We start from the raw sequence: 13582 nt of genomic DNA, 5'->3' as shown, positions 1-13582 counted from the left end.
GCTCTCCCCATGAGTTATCCACAGCGTCATCCACACCTGAGGAAAAGACAGAAGATCTGTGGATAACTCTGTGGAGAGTTGACGCCGGTGTGATCAGGTGAGTACGGAAAGTTCGGCCGTACGGATCGCGATCAGGGCTGTGGCCAGCAGGAACACCGCCACACAGGTGCCCCACTGGACGAATTTGCGATTCCGCGCGCCCATGTCCTTGGTGGGCCACAGGAAGCCCGAAGCGACCAGTACACCGGTGACGAGGCCACCGATATGGGCCTGCCACGACACGTTCAGCCCCGGTACGAAGGTCAGTACCAGCATGAACACCGCCATGGTGATCAGCGGGCGCATTTCGTACCTCATCCGGCGGAACAGCACCACGGTGGCACCGAGCAGGCCGAAGACGGCGCCCGAGGCGCCGAGGGTCGCGACGGTCGGTGCCGTCAGCAGGTAGACCACGGCGCTGCCGCCCAAGGCGGACAGCAGGTACACGGCGAGATAGCGGGCCCGGCCGAGGGCCTGCTCCAGGGGTCCGCCGATGAACCACAGCGCGAGCATGTTGCCGAAGACGTGCCACAGCGCGGTGTGCAGGAACGTCGAGGTCAGCAGCCGGTAGTACTCGCCGGTGGACACGCCGGTCTGGTCGCCGTACCAGCCCAGGAGCACCAGGTGGCTCCACAGCCCCGGGACGGCCTCTGCCGCGAGGTACACGGCCACGTTGATCCCGATCAGGATCTTGGTGACCAGGTACGGGTCCGCGGCGATCGCCCCGCCCGCGATCGTCCGCGGAGCGTTGGCCGCGGGCCCGTGGCCCGTTCCCGAGCCCCCGCGGACGCACTCGGGGCACTGGAAGCCGACCGAGGCGCTGATCATGCACTCGGGGCAGATCGGCCGCTCACAGCGCGTACAGCTGATCCCGGTCTCGCGGTCCGGGTGCCGGTAGCAGCCCGGAAGACGGTCGGTGTCCATCGGTCCCCTCGGTCGGCGGCGAGGCGGCGGATCCGCCGCGCCCGTCCGGTACGTATCGAGGACGGACGGGCGGGGCCGAAAGGTTCCCCTGCGGTCAGCGCTTCTCGATGACGACGGAGTGGATGATCACGTCGTCGAGGGGGCGCTCGGTGCGCGGATTGGTGGGACCTGCGGCGATGGTGTCGACGATCTTCTGGCTGGCCTTGTCGCCGATCTCGCCGAAGATGGTGTGCTTGCGCGTCAGCCAGGCGGTGGGGGCGACGGTGATGAAGAACTGCGAGCCGTTGGTGCCCGGGCCGGCGTTCGCCATCGCGAGCAGGTAGGGCTTGGTGAAGGCCAGGTCGGGGTGGAACTCATCGGCGAACTGGTAGCCGGGGCCGCCGGTGCCGTTCCCCAGCGGGTCGCCGCCCTGGATCATGAACCCGCTGATGACGCGGTGGAAGACGGTGCCGTCGTAGAGCGGGTCCGTGGTCTTCTGGCCGTCCGTGGGACGCGTCCACTCGCGCTCGCCGGTGGCGAGTTCGACGAAGTTCCGCACGGTCTTCGGAGCGAAGTTCGGCAGAAGCTCGATCTCGATGTCGCCGTGGGTGGTCTTCAGGGTGGCGTAGAGCTTCTCGGCCACGGATCTGCCTTCCTCTCGTCATCACTGTCGGTGTCAGATCCTCGCACGGAGGGCTGCACCGGGCGGAAATCGTCCACCCATATGCCCTGTCGCGCATGCCGGGCGGCGGTATGGGAGGCATGATCCGACAAAGGGTGGAAAGGTGAACTGTGTCCGCCACCGAGGAGGAGGATCCTGTGACCCGCAAGGAAAGCGTGCGCCTGGCAGCATCAAGTGCCAGGGATACGGCGCGGCACGCAGCGGAAGTGGTGGCGCCGTACGCGGAATCCGCCAAGCACGCTGCGGTGCATTACGCCCACGAAGCAAATGAACGGCTCGCACCGAAGGTGTCTTACGCGGCCGGCGAGGCTGCCAAGCAGGCCCGCTCGACGTACTGCTGCCACGTCCAGCCCCGGATCAAATCGGTCCGCGCCCATGTGCCGCCGAATGTGGACCGGGCGGCGACCAACGCCGTGAAGCAGACCCGCCTGGCGGCCCAGCACGCCGTGGAGTACACGCAGCCGCGGCTGGAGAGCGCCCTCGCGGCGGCCCAGCCGGTCGCCGAGGAGGCCGCTTCCCGGTCGACGGCGGCGTTCGCGGCGCTGCGCGGCCAGGTATCGGCCAAGGAGGTGCAGAAGCTCGTACGGCGCCACGAACGGCGGGAGCGCTGCGGCCGGTGGTTCAAGGGCGCGGCGGTGGTCGGCGTCCTGGCCGGCGGGGCCTACGCCGCGTGGAGGTGGTGGGACCAGCAGTCGAACCCGGACTGGCTCGTGGAACCGCCGGCCGCCACCGAGCTGTCGGCGCGGGAGGAGCAGGGCCAGGCCTCCTTCGACGAGGAGCTGGCGGCGAAGGAGCGCGAGTCCGGGACGTCGGATTTCGTGTCCGGCCTGGAAGCTGAGGCGGAGGCCGCGCAGGAGCGGATCGACGCGGAGGACGCGAAGCGCAAGCACCGCTGACGAACGGCGCGCATGAGAGTGGGGCCCGGATCCTGGAAGGGATCCGGGCCCCACTCTCATGTTCGTCTCCCCGCTAGCTCGGGAGGGTGAGCTTCATCCCCGGGTGGATCATGTCGGGGTTGGAGCCGATGACGCCCCTGTTCATGGCGTAGAGCTCGCGCCAGCGGCCCTCGTTGCCGAGCTCGCGGCGGGCGATCGCGGAGAGCGAGTCGCCCGAGCGGACGGTGTACGTGCGCTGCGGCTTGGGTGCGGGCTTCGACGCCGCCGCGGGCATCGGCGCCGCCGGGACCGCCTTGTGCGCGGCGGAAGCCGGCGTGGGCGTGTGCGGGGCGGGCCGTGCGACGGGGGGCGCCGGTGTGGCCTTGGGCGGCATCGGTGCGGCCTTGGGCGGCGCCGCCGCCGCCATGCGCTCGGCGGCCGCCTTGGTCGCCGCCGCCGAGTCGGTGTACTTGGTCCCGGCGTCGGCGGGCATCGCGGACGGGGGCGCCGGAGCGGCCGCGGCCTGCTGTTGCACCTGCTCAGCCGCCTTCTCCGCGGCCTTCTCGGCTTGTTCCTTCTTCTTGTCGGACCTCATGAAGTCGAACAGTCCCATGTGCGTACGCCTCCGGCATGGTGGTGCCCCCCTGGGCTTGAGTTCCTTGCTCCCACTCTCTGCCAGAAGGCGCCGGACGGCCCTGCGACTGGGCCATCCGGGGGATACCGGGCCGCTACTGGCGGGCCCTGCGGGCCGGCCTCGGGCTCTCCGACGGGGTCTCCAGGTCGCCTTTGACCAGCAGGTTGAGTACGCGCAGCACGGCCTCGCGGTCCGCGTCCGAGAGGGAGGCGAGCGCGTCGGCGTGCACCTGGTCGACGATGCGGCTGCTCTCCTGCGCCAGGGCGGCGCCCTGTTCGGTGACGACGATGACGCGGGCCCGGCGGTCCGTGCCGGACTGCCGCCGCTCGGCCAGCCCGGCCTTCTCCAGGGCGTCGACGGTGACGACCATCGTCGTCTTGTCCATGCCCCCGATCTCGGCGAGCTGGATCTGGGTCCGCTCCTCCCCCAGCGCGTGCACGAGCACGCAGTGCATCCGTGCCGTGAGCCCGATCCGGTCGAGTGCCGCCGCCATCCGGGTGCGCAGGACGTGGCTGGTGTGGTCCAGGAGGAAGGAGAGGTCCGGCTCGTTCTGTGCGGGCGCCATGGCTGTCATGTCCACCAGTCTAGCAATTCAGTCCCCAATAGATCGTCTGCAACGGAACTATCTGATACGGTCCTACCAAGTCAGCCCGCCGCTCACCGACTGGGGACACAGATGTCTGCCACCTCCGCTCCCGCCGCCCCTCCCACCCCTTCCACCGGGCCCACCGCCCCCGCCGCGTCCGCTTCCACGGCGTCCGCTTCCGCCCCGGCCGCCGGACCGCGCGGGCTGCGCTCCCGCTGGACCGCCCTCGGAGTGCTGTCCACCGGCGTCCTGATGACCGTCCTCGACGGCAGCATCGTCACCGTCGCGATGCCGGCCATCCAGAACGACCTCGGCTTCACCCCCGCCGGACTCAGCTGGGTCGTGAACGCCTACCTGATCGCCTTCGGCAGCCTGCTGCTCCTCGCCGGCCGGCTCGGCGACCTCATCGGCCGCAAGCGGATGTTCCTGGCCGGGACCGGCGTCTTCACCGGAGCCTCCCTGATCGCCGGATTCGCCGGCTCGCCCGAGGTACTGATCGCCGCCCGCTTCCTTCAGGGACTCGGCAGCGCCATGGCCGCGGCCGTCAGCCTGGGCATCCTGATCACGCTGTTCACCGAACCCCGCGAGCGAGCCAAGGCCATCGCCGTGTTCTCCTTCACCGGCGCGGCCGGCGCCTCCCTGGGACAGGTGCTCGGCGGGGTCCTGACCGATGCCCTCGACTGGCACTGGATCTTCTTCATCAACCTGCCCATAGGGCTCGCCGCCCTCGCGCTGGCCCTGCCCGCACTCCCCGCCGATCGAGGACTGGGTCTGCGCGCCGGAGCCGACGTCATCGGCGCCCTCCTGGTCACCGCCGGCCTGATGCTCGGGATCTTCACCGTCGTCGAGGTGGAGCGCTACGGCTGGGTCTCCGCGCACACCCTCGGCCTCGGCACGCTCTCGGTCGCCCTGCTCGCCGGCTTCACCGCACGCCAGGCCAAGACCCGCACCCCGCTGGTGCCGCTGCGGATCTTCCGCTCGCGGACCGTGGTCGGCGCGAACCTGGTCCAGATGCTGATGGTGGCCGCGCTCTTCTCCTTCCAGGTCCTGGTCGCCCTGTACCTCCAGAACGTGCTCGGCTACGGAGCCGCCGAGACCGGCCTGGCGATGCTCCCGGCGGCCGTGGTCATCGGCGGGGTCTCCCTCTTCGCCTCGGCCCCGCTGAACGCCCGCTTCGGCGAACGGGGCGTCCTCCTGACCGGACTCGCCCTGCTCGTCGCCGCCCTCGGCCTGCTGACCCGGCTCCCGGTCCGCGCCGACTACGTCACCGACCTGCTCCCCGTGATGCTGCTGGCCGCCGGCTTCGGCCTGGCCCTGCCCGCCCTCACCGCGCTCGGCATGTCCGGCGCCGACGAGCAGGACGCCGGCCTCGCCTCGGGGCTGTTCAACACCACCCAGCAGATCGGCATGGCCCTCGGTGTCGCCGTCCTCTCCACCCTGGCGGCCGCCCGTACCGACTCCCTGCTCTCGACCGGCCTCGACCGCGCCGAGGCCCTGACCTCGGGCTACCACCTGGCCTTCGGCATCGGGGCCGGGCTGATGCTCACGGCGCTCGTGGTGGCCGCGACCCTGCTGCGGACCGGCCGGCGCCGGTGACTCCCGCCCGATGTTTCACGTGAAACATCGGGACAGGACGAGGTCGGACTGGCCGATGGGACACCGATGGGACTGTGGATACGACTGTGGGCCGCTCCGCACACCGGAGCGGCCCACGGCCGTTGCACCACAAGGCCGGGTCAGGGCCCTACTTCACGAAGAGGCCGTTGAGCGTGCCGTAGTCGACCGCGCCGTCGAGCGCCCCGTACGTCCCCTGCTCCAGCACCTCCACCGCCGCGGCGCGAGCCGCCGTGTACGCCGCCTGCGCCACGCCGGTCCCGACACTGACCCGGCGCACCCCGGCCTTCGCCAGCTCGGCGACGGACGGACCGCCCGGCCCGGCCATGGCGTTGACCGGCAGCGGGCCCCGCGCGATCTCGCTCAGGGCGTCCAGGTCCAGCAGCCCCGGCACGAAGATCCCGTCGGCCCCGGCGGCGGCGTACGCCTCCACCCGCGCCAGTACGTCGGCGAGGCGGCCGGACTCCTCGCCGATCCCGAACAGGAAGACATCGGTACGGGCGTTGATCACCAGCTCGGGCAGCCCGGCCGCGGTGGCCGCCGCACGGGCGGCGCGGATCCGTTCGGCCTGCTCCGAGGCGGTGTGGAGCGTACCGTCGGCCGGCTTCGAGTCCTCCAGGTTGATCCCGACGGCGCCCACCGCCACCACCTCGCGCACGGTGGCCGCGACGTCCTCGTAGCCGCCCTCGATGTCCACGGTCACCGGCAGGTCCACGGCCGCCACGATCCGCGCGGCCGCCGCCAGCATCTCCGGCCCCGTCGCGTGCTGCCCGTCCCCGCGCCCGATCGACCAGGCCACACCGCCGCTGGTGGTGGCGATGGCCGGCGCCCCGGCCGACTCGATCACCGCCGCGCTGCCCGCGTCCCAGGCATTGGGGAGAACGAGCAGGGACTCGCCCAACTCGCGCAGCCGCAGGGCCTTCTCGGTGGTCTTCGCTTCCACGGTCATTCGAACGCTCCTCAGCCATACGGTTTTTAAGTGCTCGTCACATCGATCCAAAGGTAGAGGACTCCTGCTGGAAAATGCCCTGGTCATCCGGCTGTTCGCTGTTACGCAGCCATGACAGGAAGCCCACGTTCCGGTCGATCGAGATCCGTAGATTTCTCATCAGCAGCCCCGCAGACCTGACCGGACGAAACCCCGACAGCGACACCGCGGCATGCGACTCTCCGCCCCTTCCCAGACAATGTTCCAAGGAGTCGTTATGCGTACCGCCCTCCGTACCTCGATCGTCACCGCCGCCCTCGCCGGAGCGCTCCTGGCGCCCACCGCGCAGGCCGCGACGGCCGTGACCTCGGTAGCGGCGGTATCGGCGGTGTCGGCGGTGTCCGGCACCACCTCGGGCAACGACCGCTACGACGGCGAGATCGTCCACGTGGGCAAGGGCCGGATCGCGGTGCTGCGCAACGAGTCCGAGGGCCCCGAGGTCTGGATCCGCGCCGTCTCCCCCGACTGGAAGCCGGGTGACGGCTGGGCCGGCCGCGTGCTGGCGAAGCTCGACGTCGCCCACCCCGTCGCCGTGCTCGACGGCGTCCAGTACAAGCTCACGAACAACGGCGAGGGATTCGACATCCGCGTGCTGGGCGAGGGCGCCTCGACCTTCCAGCTGATGCCGAAGGCCCAGCCCGCCGCCAAGCCCTCCACCAAGCCCGCGGTGAAGCCCGCCACGAAGCCCGCGGTGAAGCCGGCCACCAAGCCCGCCGCGAAGCCCGCCGCCACCCCCGCCAACGCCGCCAACGCCGCCAACGCCGCCAAGCCGCAGACCGTCGTCGTCCCCAAGGGCCCGGTCGCCGCGGGCGCCGAGCTCGCCGACATCACCGACACCGCCTCCGCCTCCGCCTCCGCCTCCGCCTCCGCCTCCGAGGACACCGACAACACCACCACCGCGGCCACCGGCACCGCCCTCGTCGCGATACTCGCCGCACTCGGCGCCGGCTTCATGATCCGCAACCGCAAGGCCCGCGCCCGCGGCTGAAACCGGCCCCGCGGCTCCCGTACACCCACGGCCCCTCAGACCCACCGACCCGAGCTCTGAGGCCCGAAAGCCCCCTCGACCCCGCGCTCCCGCGGGGCCGAGGGGGCTCTTCGCATGCGGGCAGCGGTCCGGCCGGAGATGGGTCCCGGACTCGTCCGGGACCGGTCATGGCCGGGCGCGGACGGCCGGAATCCATTGTCCGGAAGTCCGCCGCACGGAAATCTCCTCTCTTGTGAACCGCGCCAAGGTTGGAGAGACCATGCAGTCCCCGCTCATACGTTCCTTCTCGCAGCTCGACACCCTGGACCCGAACCGTCCCGTCGTCACCCTGTTCAGCGGTGGCCTCGACAGCTCGTACCTGCTGCTGCGCCTGCGCCGCATGGGAGTCCGCGACGTGCACGCCGTCAGCGTCGACATCGGCGAGGACGAGTCGAGCCAGTACAAACGCCAGGTGGCGGAGGCGCTCGGCGCGACCATCCACATCCTCGACCGGCGCGAGGAGTTCGCCGGCCAGTACGTCGCCCCCGCGATCGCCGCCCAGGCCGTCTACCTCGGCATCCACCCGGTCAGCTCCACCCTCAGCCGCCCGCTCATCGCCCGCAGCGCCGTCGACCTGGCCCGCGCCCTCGGCGCCCAGACCGTCCTGCACACCGCGAACCGCTCGCAGAACACCCTGCGCCGGCTCAACGGCGCGCTGACCCTGCTCGGCTGGGAGGGAAGCTTCGGCAGCCCGTACGACCTCGACCCGGTCACCCGGGAGGAGAAGCTCGTCGAGCTGCGGTCCGCGGGCATCGACCTGCTCGCCGGCCGGATCGTCAGCGGGGACTCCAACCTGTGGTGCCGCGAGTTCGAGTCCGGGATCCTCGACGACCCGGAGCGCCACGCCGTCCCGGAGGACATGTACACCTGGAGCCGCCCCACCGCGCGGCCCGGCGACTCCGAGACCCTGACGGTCTCCATCGAGCGCGGGCTCCCGGTCGCCGTCGACGGGGTTCCGATGCCGCTCACCGACCTGATCGACCAGCTCAACCACCGGGTGGGCGCCTACGGCCTCGGCCGCTACTCCGGCCTGGAGCACCTCGACCACGGCGAGAAGGTGCTGGAGATCCGCGAGATGCCCGGCGCCTACCTGCTGCTGAGCAGTTACCGGCACGTCGAGAGCGCCTGCCTGGACGCCGAACTCATCCGGGAGAAGCGCCACCTGGAGCAGGTCTGGGTGCGCGAGGCGCTGGAAGGCCGCTGGTTCGGCGACCTGCGGCTCACCGTCCAGGCGTTCATGGACACCTGCGCCGCCCGCACCACCGGCTCGGTGACCTGGCGGCTGCGGACCGGCGGGGCGGACACGCGGGCCATCACGGCCGTCAAGCCGCTGTACCTGCGGGACCGCGAGGCCTGGGAAGAGCAGGCGATCGAAGCCGAGTCCGCGCCGTTCGCCCGCGCCGACTCCCTGCTCACGGCCGTCTGAGCCCCTTCCGGCCGGCTCTTCCCCGTATCGACCGTTCTTCCTCGTTTCCACGGAGCACTTCCATGAGCACTGCCGCATCCACCACGCATCCCGTCGCCCTCGACGCCACCGCCGCCCTCGCCGGACCCGGCGGACACCTGATGCCCTCCCGGGCCCTCTCCGACCTGGTCGACGCCGACGCCTCCGACTGGGCCCGGTTCGCCGCCCACTGGGACGAGCTGACGCTCGACACGCACATGGCCGACGGCGGCACCTACCGCTTCCGCCGCTACGGCCAGTTCGAACTCGACGCGGACTCCGGCGAGCTCAGCCTGCTCCCCCACGAGCCCTACCGGCAGGAGACGGACGTCAACCCGCTCAACGGCGGCGTGGAGCGCGTCTTCGACCCGCTGACCGGCGCTTTCGTGGGCGACCAGCTCCTGCGGTCGATCCTGGTCGAACTGGGCCGGATCTTCACGGCGGTCGACGGCACGAAGACCTGGAACATCAAGCTCCACCCGTACCGGATCATCGCCTCCGCCGACCAGGAGGGGCAGCCCGCCCCCGAGGGCCGCCACCGTGACGGCGTCACCTTCATCACCTCGCTGATGATCGGCCGCACCAACGTCACCGGCGGCGAGAGCGGCGTCTACACCGACGCCGGCGAGCACCTGCTCACCACCACCCTGACCGAGCCCGGCGACCTCCTGCTGGGCGACGACCGCCGGACCCTGCACTCGGTGACCGGGCTGCAGCCCGTCGACCCCGAGGCCACGGCCCACCGCGACGTCCTGGTCATCGCCTACACCGCCCGCTGAGCCCGCTCCCGGCGCTCGCCCCTCCCCCACACCCCGTAGGAGTAGTCCCGATGACCGCCACCGCCACCGCCACCGTCGCGGCCCGCCGCGCCTGGCTGACCGATCTGCCCGTACTGCTGGTCGCAGTGGTGTGGGGATCGAGCTACCTGGCCGCCAAGGGCGTCACCACCACCCAGACCGTGCTGGCGGTGCTGGTGCTGCGGTTCGCGGTGGCGCTGCCCGTGCTCGTCATCGCCGGGTGGCGCAAGCTGCGGGCCCTCAGCGGTGCGCAGGCGCGCGGCGCGGGCGTCCTCGGGCTGATCCTCGCCGGGATCTTCCTCCTGGAGACCTACGGGGTGGTGCACACCTCGGCGACCAACGCGGGGCTCATCATCAGCCTCACGATGATCTTCACTCCGATCGCGGAGAGCCGGATCCGCGGGACCGCGCTGCCGCGCCCGTTCATGGCGGCGGCCGGGCTGTCGGTGGCGGGCGTCCTGCTGCTGACCCAGGGCGCCGGCTTCACCGCCCCCTCGCTCGGCGACCTGCTGATGCTGGGCGCGGCCCTCGCCCGTACCGTCCACGTCCTCGCGATGTCGCGGATGAAGTCGGTGGAGGGCGCGGACTCGATGTCGATGACCACGGTCCAGCTCGGCAGCGCGGTCACCGTGTTCGCCCTGCTGTCCTTCGCGCCGGGCACCGGCGGCACCCCCTGGGCGGCCGCCGCCGCGTTCGACGTCTCCGACTGGCTCTGGCTGGTCTACCTGTCCGTGTTCTGCACGCTCTTCGCCTTCTTCACGCAGATGTGGGCCGTCCGCCGGACCTCGCCCTCGCGGGTCAGCCTCCTGCTGGGCACCGAGCCCGTGTGGGCCGCCGTGTTCGGCATCGCGCTGGCCGGGGACCGGCCCGGCTGGCTCGGCCTGGCGGGCGCGCTGCTGGTCCTCGCGGGCACCGCCTGGGGCCGCACAGCCGCCGCCGGCCCCGCCGCCGAGCCCGCCGCCGAGCCAGCGGCGCCGACCGCCGGGCGCACGCCGTCGGACGCCTCAGTCGTCGAGCCAGCCCAGCCGGACCGCGCACACACCGGCCTGGAACCGGCTGGCCGCGCCTAGCCGTTCGGTCAGCTCGGAGACGAGTCGGCGGACCGTGCGCTCGGACACCCCGAGCTTGCGGGCCATCGTCTCGTCCGTCAGTCCGCCCTCCAGCATCCGCAGCAGCTCGCGGTGGCGGCCGGTGGGCTGCCAGCCGCCCTCACCGCCCGGGGCCGCCGTGCTCGCCGCGGTACCCGCCTCGCCCAGCACACTGGCGGCCGCCCAGCAGTGTTCGAAGATCCCGCGCAGGACGCCGACCAGCGTCTCCCCGCGCAGGACGACGGCGGCGATGTCCCCGTCCACCGGTTCCGGAGCGGGGACGATGGCCAGGGAGCGGTCCACCACGATCAGCCGCAGGGGCAGGGTGTGCGCCGTGCGCACCTGGGCCCCTGCCGCGTTCAGCCCGCGCAGGTACGCGCTCATGTGCGGCACGGCGGCCGCCGAACCCAGGTGGATGGTACGGATCTGCACCCCGCGGCCGAGCGCCAGCCGGTCCCGCTCCAGGCCCGCCTCGATCATCTCGGCGGGCAGCGCCCGCCCCGGGTGCAGGGAGAGCACCTCGTGCTCGACCCGCTGCGAGGCGTCCTCCAGGGCGGCCGAGACGTTGGCGGCGCCGGTGACCACCTCCATCTGTACGGAGGACAGCTCCCGGGCGTGCACCGGCTGGAAGTCCGTGACGACCTGGGCCAGCGCGGCCCGGGTCTGCTGCACGGCCGAGAGCAGGGCCCCCGTGTGCTGCTCCTCCTCCAGCAGGAGGTTGCGCAGCGCCGTGTCCGGGGCCAGCGCCGTCCAGCCGTTGCGGGTCTCGGGCGAGGGGACGAACAGCCCGAGCCGGTTGAGCAGGCGCAGGGCCTCGGCGAACTCCGGATCCGTCCAGCCCCGTTCGACGGTGACGTGCTCCGGCCGCCAGGACGCGTCGTCCAGTGCGATCCGGTACAGCTCCTGAGCCTTGGCCCGTACGTCCACACCGCCCCCTCGGCTTGTGCGAACCGTTCCCCGCGGTTCGCACCCGCGATCCTAAGAAGGGGTCCGAACTACGGCCAGCGGGGTCCGACATACGGACATCCACAGAGGTGGGAGCGGCTTCCGGGCCGCCCGCCGTGTCCGCCCCTGGCCATGGCCGGTCCCGGAACTTCGCATCCGTAGCCACCGCCGAAGCCCCCGCAGCATGCTGGTCCCACACCACATCACACGTCTTCCGGGGGTTCTCCATGTCTCGTGTCCGCACCGCTCTGCTCGCCGTGATCGCCGCCGCCTTCGTCCTCGGCGGAGCCCCCGCGGCCCTCGCCGCGGAGCAGCCGGCGGCTGCCTCGACCGACTCCTTCATCTGGGGCTGACCATGACGAGGCGACCGGAAGTCGCGGTCGTCGCCCCGCTGACCGGCCCCCGGGCCGCCTGGGGGGCGGTGCTCCTCGGCGGGATCGAGCGGGCGAAGGCCGAGCACCCCGCGGCGGCCGACTGGCGCGTGCACGACGAGACCGCGGGGGTCGTGGAAGAGGTCGTGGCCGGCGGTTACACGGCGGTGGTCGGGCACAGCGACCCGGCCCGCGGCCGGACCGCGGCCGTGGCCTACGGGGCAGCGGGACTGACCTGCCTGCTGCCCTTCCTGCCGCCGGAGGCCACCGCGCTGGGCTGGGCCCCCGACGAGGAGGCCCTGACGCGTTCGATCGTCGAGGGAGCGGCCGCACTGGGGGCGGCCTCTCTTTCGACCCTGCACGACGGAAGTCCGCGGTGGACGGACCTGGCCCGCCGGGTCGCCGGTGAGGCCGCCACGGCCGGCCTCGCCGCATCCCCTTCCCCGTCCCCCTCCCCGTCCGCGGGCGCGGGCGCCGGCACCGGCGCGGGGGACGTCCTCGCGGTGCTGGCCCCCCAGGAACTCTGCCTGCGCCTCGCCCGCGCGGCCGCACCCCGGGGGCCGGTCCTGATCCCCGCCGACTTCGGGCTCGGCACCTTCGGGTGCCTCGACTCGGACGCGGCGGGCCTCGAAGTCTGGGCCGTCCACGCGCAGTCCTGCGCGGTGCGCCGGGCCGACAGCGCGGTCGGGGCCCTCGCCCGGACCCTCAGCGCCTCCCCGGACCTGCGCGGCCCGGCACTGACCGAAGCGGTACGGGCGAACTCGGGCGTCCTCCTGACCCCCCGGGGCGCCCCCCTGGGCGAGGGCTGGCGCATCTCCCGGCTCCACGAACTGCGCCGGCTCCACGAGCCGTGCCACCGCCCCGGGCCCCGCTGACCCACGCACCGCCCAGGGCGCCGTCCGCCGGCCGGCTACTGCTGCCGGGCCGGGCCCGAGGTGTCGAGGGCCAGGGTGAAGGCGAGGGTGCCGAGGGCCGAACCCATCAGGTAGCGCTGCACCTTGAGCCAGGAGGGGCGGCGGGCCAGGAAGACGGCGATGGTGCCGGCCGCCAGGACGATGCCGAGGTTGACCGCGACGCTGACCACGATCTGGATCGAGCCGAGCACGATGCCCTGCAGAAGGACGTGACCCCTGCCCAGGTCGATGAACTGCGGGATGAGCGAGAGGTACATGACGGCGATCTTCGGGTTGAGCAGGTTCGTCATCAGGCCCATCGTGAACAGCTTGCGCGGGGAGTCGGGCGGGACCTCCTGCGGGGAGAACGCGGAGAGGCCGCCCGGCTTGAGCGCGTTCCAGGCGAGGTGGGCCAGGTAGGCCGCGCCGGCCAGCTTCACCGCGAGGTACAGCTCGGGGACGGCGATGAAGACGACGGACAGGCCCAGGTTCGCGGCCAGCAGGTACACCATGAAGCCCAGGGCCACGCCGCCGAGGGAGGTGATCCCGGCGCGCTTGCCCTGCGTGATGCTGCGCGAGACGAGATAGACCATGTTCGGGCCGGGGGTGAGCACCATTCCGAGGGCCACCACCATCACGCCGAGGACCCCGCTCAGTTCAACCATGGACACCCCGTTCGCTGCCGTGTCGTCCGAG

15 protein-coding genes are annotated in these 13582 nt (G+C 72.0%); 8 read left to right on the top strand and 7 right to left on the bottom strand.

The window, feature by feature from the left end; translation table 11 throughout:
* Positions 1–93: 93 nt before the first annotated feature.
* A complete protein-coding gene (locus AC061S_RS08455; RefSeq protein WP_478685212.1) occupies positions 94–963 on the bottom strand; it encodes a rhomboid family intramembrane serine protease in 870 nt (289 codons plus the stop codon).
* 94 nt (positions 964–1057) lie between these two features.
* Positions 1058–1585, bottom strand: a complete 528-nt coding sequence (locus AC061S_RS08450; RefSeq protein ID WP_478685211.1) for a peptidylprolyl isomerase — start codon at positions 1583–1585, stop codon at positions 1058–1060.
* A gap of 176 nt (positions 1586–1761) precedes the next feature.
* Here AC061S_RS08450 and AC061S_RS08445 point away from each other — a divergent pair, with 176 nt between their 5' ends.
* The gene (locus AC061S_RS08445) at positions 1762–2520 is read left to right on the top strand and encodes a DUF5324 family protein (protein WP_478685210.1); all 759 of its coding nucleotides are present in this window, start codon (positions 1762–1764) and stop codon (positions 2518–2520) included.
* A gap of 73 nt (positions 2521–2593) precedes the next feature.
* Here AC061S_RS08445 and AC061S_RS08440 read toward each other — a convergent pair whose 3' ends face one another.
* Entirely contained in the window at positions 2594–3112 is a 519-nt protein-coding gene (locus AC061S_RS08440) for a LysM peptidoglycan-binding domain-containing protein (RefSeq protein ID WP_478685209.1), read from the bottom strand.
* 115 nt (positions 3113–3227) lie between these two features.
* Positions 3228–3707, bottom strand: coding sequence for a MarR family winged helix-turn-helix transcriptional regulator (locus AC061S_RS08435; protein ID WP_478685208.1), 480 nt, complete (start codon positions 3705–3707; stop codon positions 3228–3230).
* 102 nt (positions 3708–3809) lie between these two features.
* Between AC061S_RS08435 and AC061S_RS08430 the strand changes: the two genes are divergently transcribed.
* Positions 3810–5315, top strand: a complete 1506-nt coding sequence (locus AC061S_RS08430) for an MFS transporter (RefSeq protein ID WP_478685207.1) — start codon at positions 3810–3812, stop codon at positions 5313–5315.
* A gap of 148 nt (positions 5316–5463) precedes the next feature.
* On the opposite strand, the gene AC061S_RS08425 is transcribed toward AC061S_RS08430, so the two are convergent.
* Entirely contained in the window at positions 5464–6282 is an 819-nt protein-coding gene (locus tag AC061S_RS08425; protein ID WP_478685206.1) for an isocitrate lyase/PEP mutase family protein, read from the bottom strand.
* Positions 6283–6538: 256 nt separating this feature from the next.
* Here AC061S_RS08425 and AC061S_RS08420 point away from each other — a divergent pair, with 256 nt between their 5' ends.
* The 4 genes from AC061S_RS08420 (at position 6539) to AC061S_RS08405 (ending at position 10659) form a co-directional block, all read left to right on the top strand.
* Positions 6539–7309, top strand: coding sequence for a hypothetical protein (locus tag AC061S_RS08420; protein WP_478685205.1), 771 nt, complete (start codon positions 6539–6541; stop codon positions 7307–7309).
* 259 nt (positions 7310–7568) lie between these two features.
* Positions 7569–8774: an argininosuccinate synthase-related protein gene (locus AC061S_RS08415; protein WP_478685204.1), complete on the top strand. Its 1206-nt coding sequence runs from the start codon at positions 7569–7571 to the stop codon at positions 8772–8774.
* Positions 8775–8836: 62 nt separating this feature from the next.
* On the top strand, positions 8837–9571 hold the full coding sequence (locus AC061S_RS08410) for a 2OG-Fe dioxygenase family protein (RefSeq protein WP_478685203.1): 735 nt from the start codon (positions 8837–8839) through the stop codon (positions 9569–9571).
* A 50-nt stretch (positions 9572–9621) separates the two neighbouring features.
* The gene (locus AC061S_RS08405; protein ID WP_478685202.1) at positions 9622–10659 is read left to right on the top strand and encodes a DMT family transporter; all 1038 of its coding nucleotides are present in this window, start codon (positions 9622–9624) and stop codon (positions 10657–10659) included.
* On the opposite strand, the gene AC061S_RS08400 is transcribed toward AC061S_RS08405, so the two are convergent.
* Positions 10594–11604 carry a LuxR C-terminal-related transcriptional regulator gene (locus AC061S_RS08400; protein WP_478685201.1) on the bottom strand — a complete coding sequence of 337 codons (1011 nt, stop codon included), beginning with the start codon at positions 11602–11604 and terminating at the stop codon, positions 10594–10596. The two genes, AC061S_RS08405 and AC061S_RS08400, sit on opposite strands and share 66 nt — an antisense overlap.
* Before the next feature lie 245 nt (positions 11605–11849).
* On the opposite strand from AC061S_RS08400, the gene AC061S_RS08395 reads away from it, so the two are divergent.
* Both AC061S_RS08395 and AC061S_RS08390 read left to right on the top strand, forming a co-directional pair.
* The gene (locus tag AC061S_RS08395; protein ID WP_327305735.1) at positions 11850–11975 is read left to right on the top strand and encodes a hypothetical protein; all 126 of its coding nucleotides are present in this window, start codon (positions 11850–11852) and stop codon (positions 11973–11975) included.
* Positions 11976–11977: 2 nt separating this feature from the next.
* Positions 11978–12868: a hypothetical protein gene (locus AC061S_RS08390; RefSeq protein ID WP_478685200.1), complete on the top strand. Its 891-nt coding sequence runs from the start codon at positions 11978–11980 to the stop codon at positions 12866–12868.
* Between the two features lie 35 nt (positions 12869–12903).
* Here the strand turns inward: AC061S_RS08390 and AC061S_RS08385 are convergent, their stop codons facing one another.
* Positions 12904–13551, bottom strand: a complete 648-nt coding sequence (locus AC061S_RS08385; protein WP_478685199.1) for a LysE family translocator — start codon at positions 13549–13551, stop codon at positions 12904–12906.
* Between the last annotated feature and the right edge of the window lie 31 nt (positions 13552–13582).

It is taken from the genome of Streptomyces sp. CA189 (assembly GCF_056428985.1).
This window is presented reverse-complemented; position numbering and strand designations above follow the sequence as displayed.

Bases quoted from the DNA above. Each gene is read 5' to 3' on its own strand.
- AC061S_RS08430 (WP_478685207.1), top strand. From the start codon at position 3,810: ATGTCTGCCACCTCCGCTCCCGCCGCCCCTCCCACCCCTTCCACCGGG.
- AC061S_RS08455 (WP_478685212.1), bottom strand. From the start codon at position 963: ATGGACACCGACCGTCTTCCGGGCTGCTACCGGCACCCGGACCGCGAG.
- AC061S_RS08425 (WP_478685206.1), bottom strand. From the start codon at position 6,282: ATGACCGTGGAAGCGAAGACCACCGAGAAGGCCCTGCGGCTGCGCGAG.
- AC061S_RS08390 (WP_478685200.1), top strand. From the start codon at position 11,978: ATGACGAGGCGACCGGAAGTCGCGGTCGTCGCCCCGCTGACCGGCCCC.
- AC061S_RS08410 (WP_478685203.1), top strand. From the start codon at position 8,837: ATGAGCACTGCCGCATCCACCACGCATCCCGTCGCCCTCGACGCCACC.
- AC061S_RS08420 (WP_478685205.1), top strand. From the start codon at position 6,539: ATGCGTACCGCCCTCCGTACCTCGATCGTCACCGCCGCCCTCGCCGGA.
- AC061S_RS08405 (WP_478685202.1), top strand. From the start codon at position 9,622: ATGACCGCCACCGCCACCGCCACCGTCGCGGCCCGCCGCGCCTGGCTG.
- AC061S_RS08415 (WP_478685204.1), top strand. From the start codon at position 7,569: ATGCAGTCCCCGCTCATACGTTCCTTCTCGCAGCTCGACACCCTGGAC.
- AC061S_RS08440 (WP_478685209.1), bottom strand. From the start codon at position 3,112: ATGGGACTGTTCGACTTCATGAGGTCCGACAAGAAGAAGGAACAAGCC.
- AC061S_RS08435 (WP_478685208.1), bottom strand. From the start codon at position 3,707: ATGACAGCCATGGCGCCCGCACAGAACGAGCCGGACCTCTCCTTCCTC.
- AC061S_RS08395 (WP_327305735.1), top strand. From the start codon at position 11,850: ATGTCTCGTGTCCGCACCGCTCTGCTCGCCGTGATCGCCGCCGCCTTC.
- AC061S_RS08385 (WP_478685199.1), bottom strand. From the start codon at position 13,551: ATGGTTGAACTGAGCGGGGTCCTCGGCGTGATGGTGGTGGCCCTCGGA.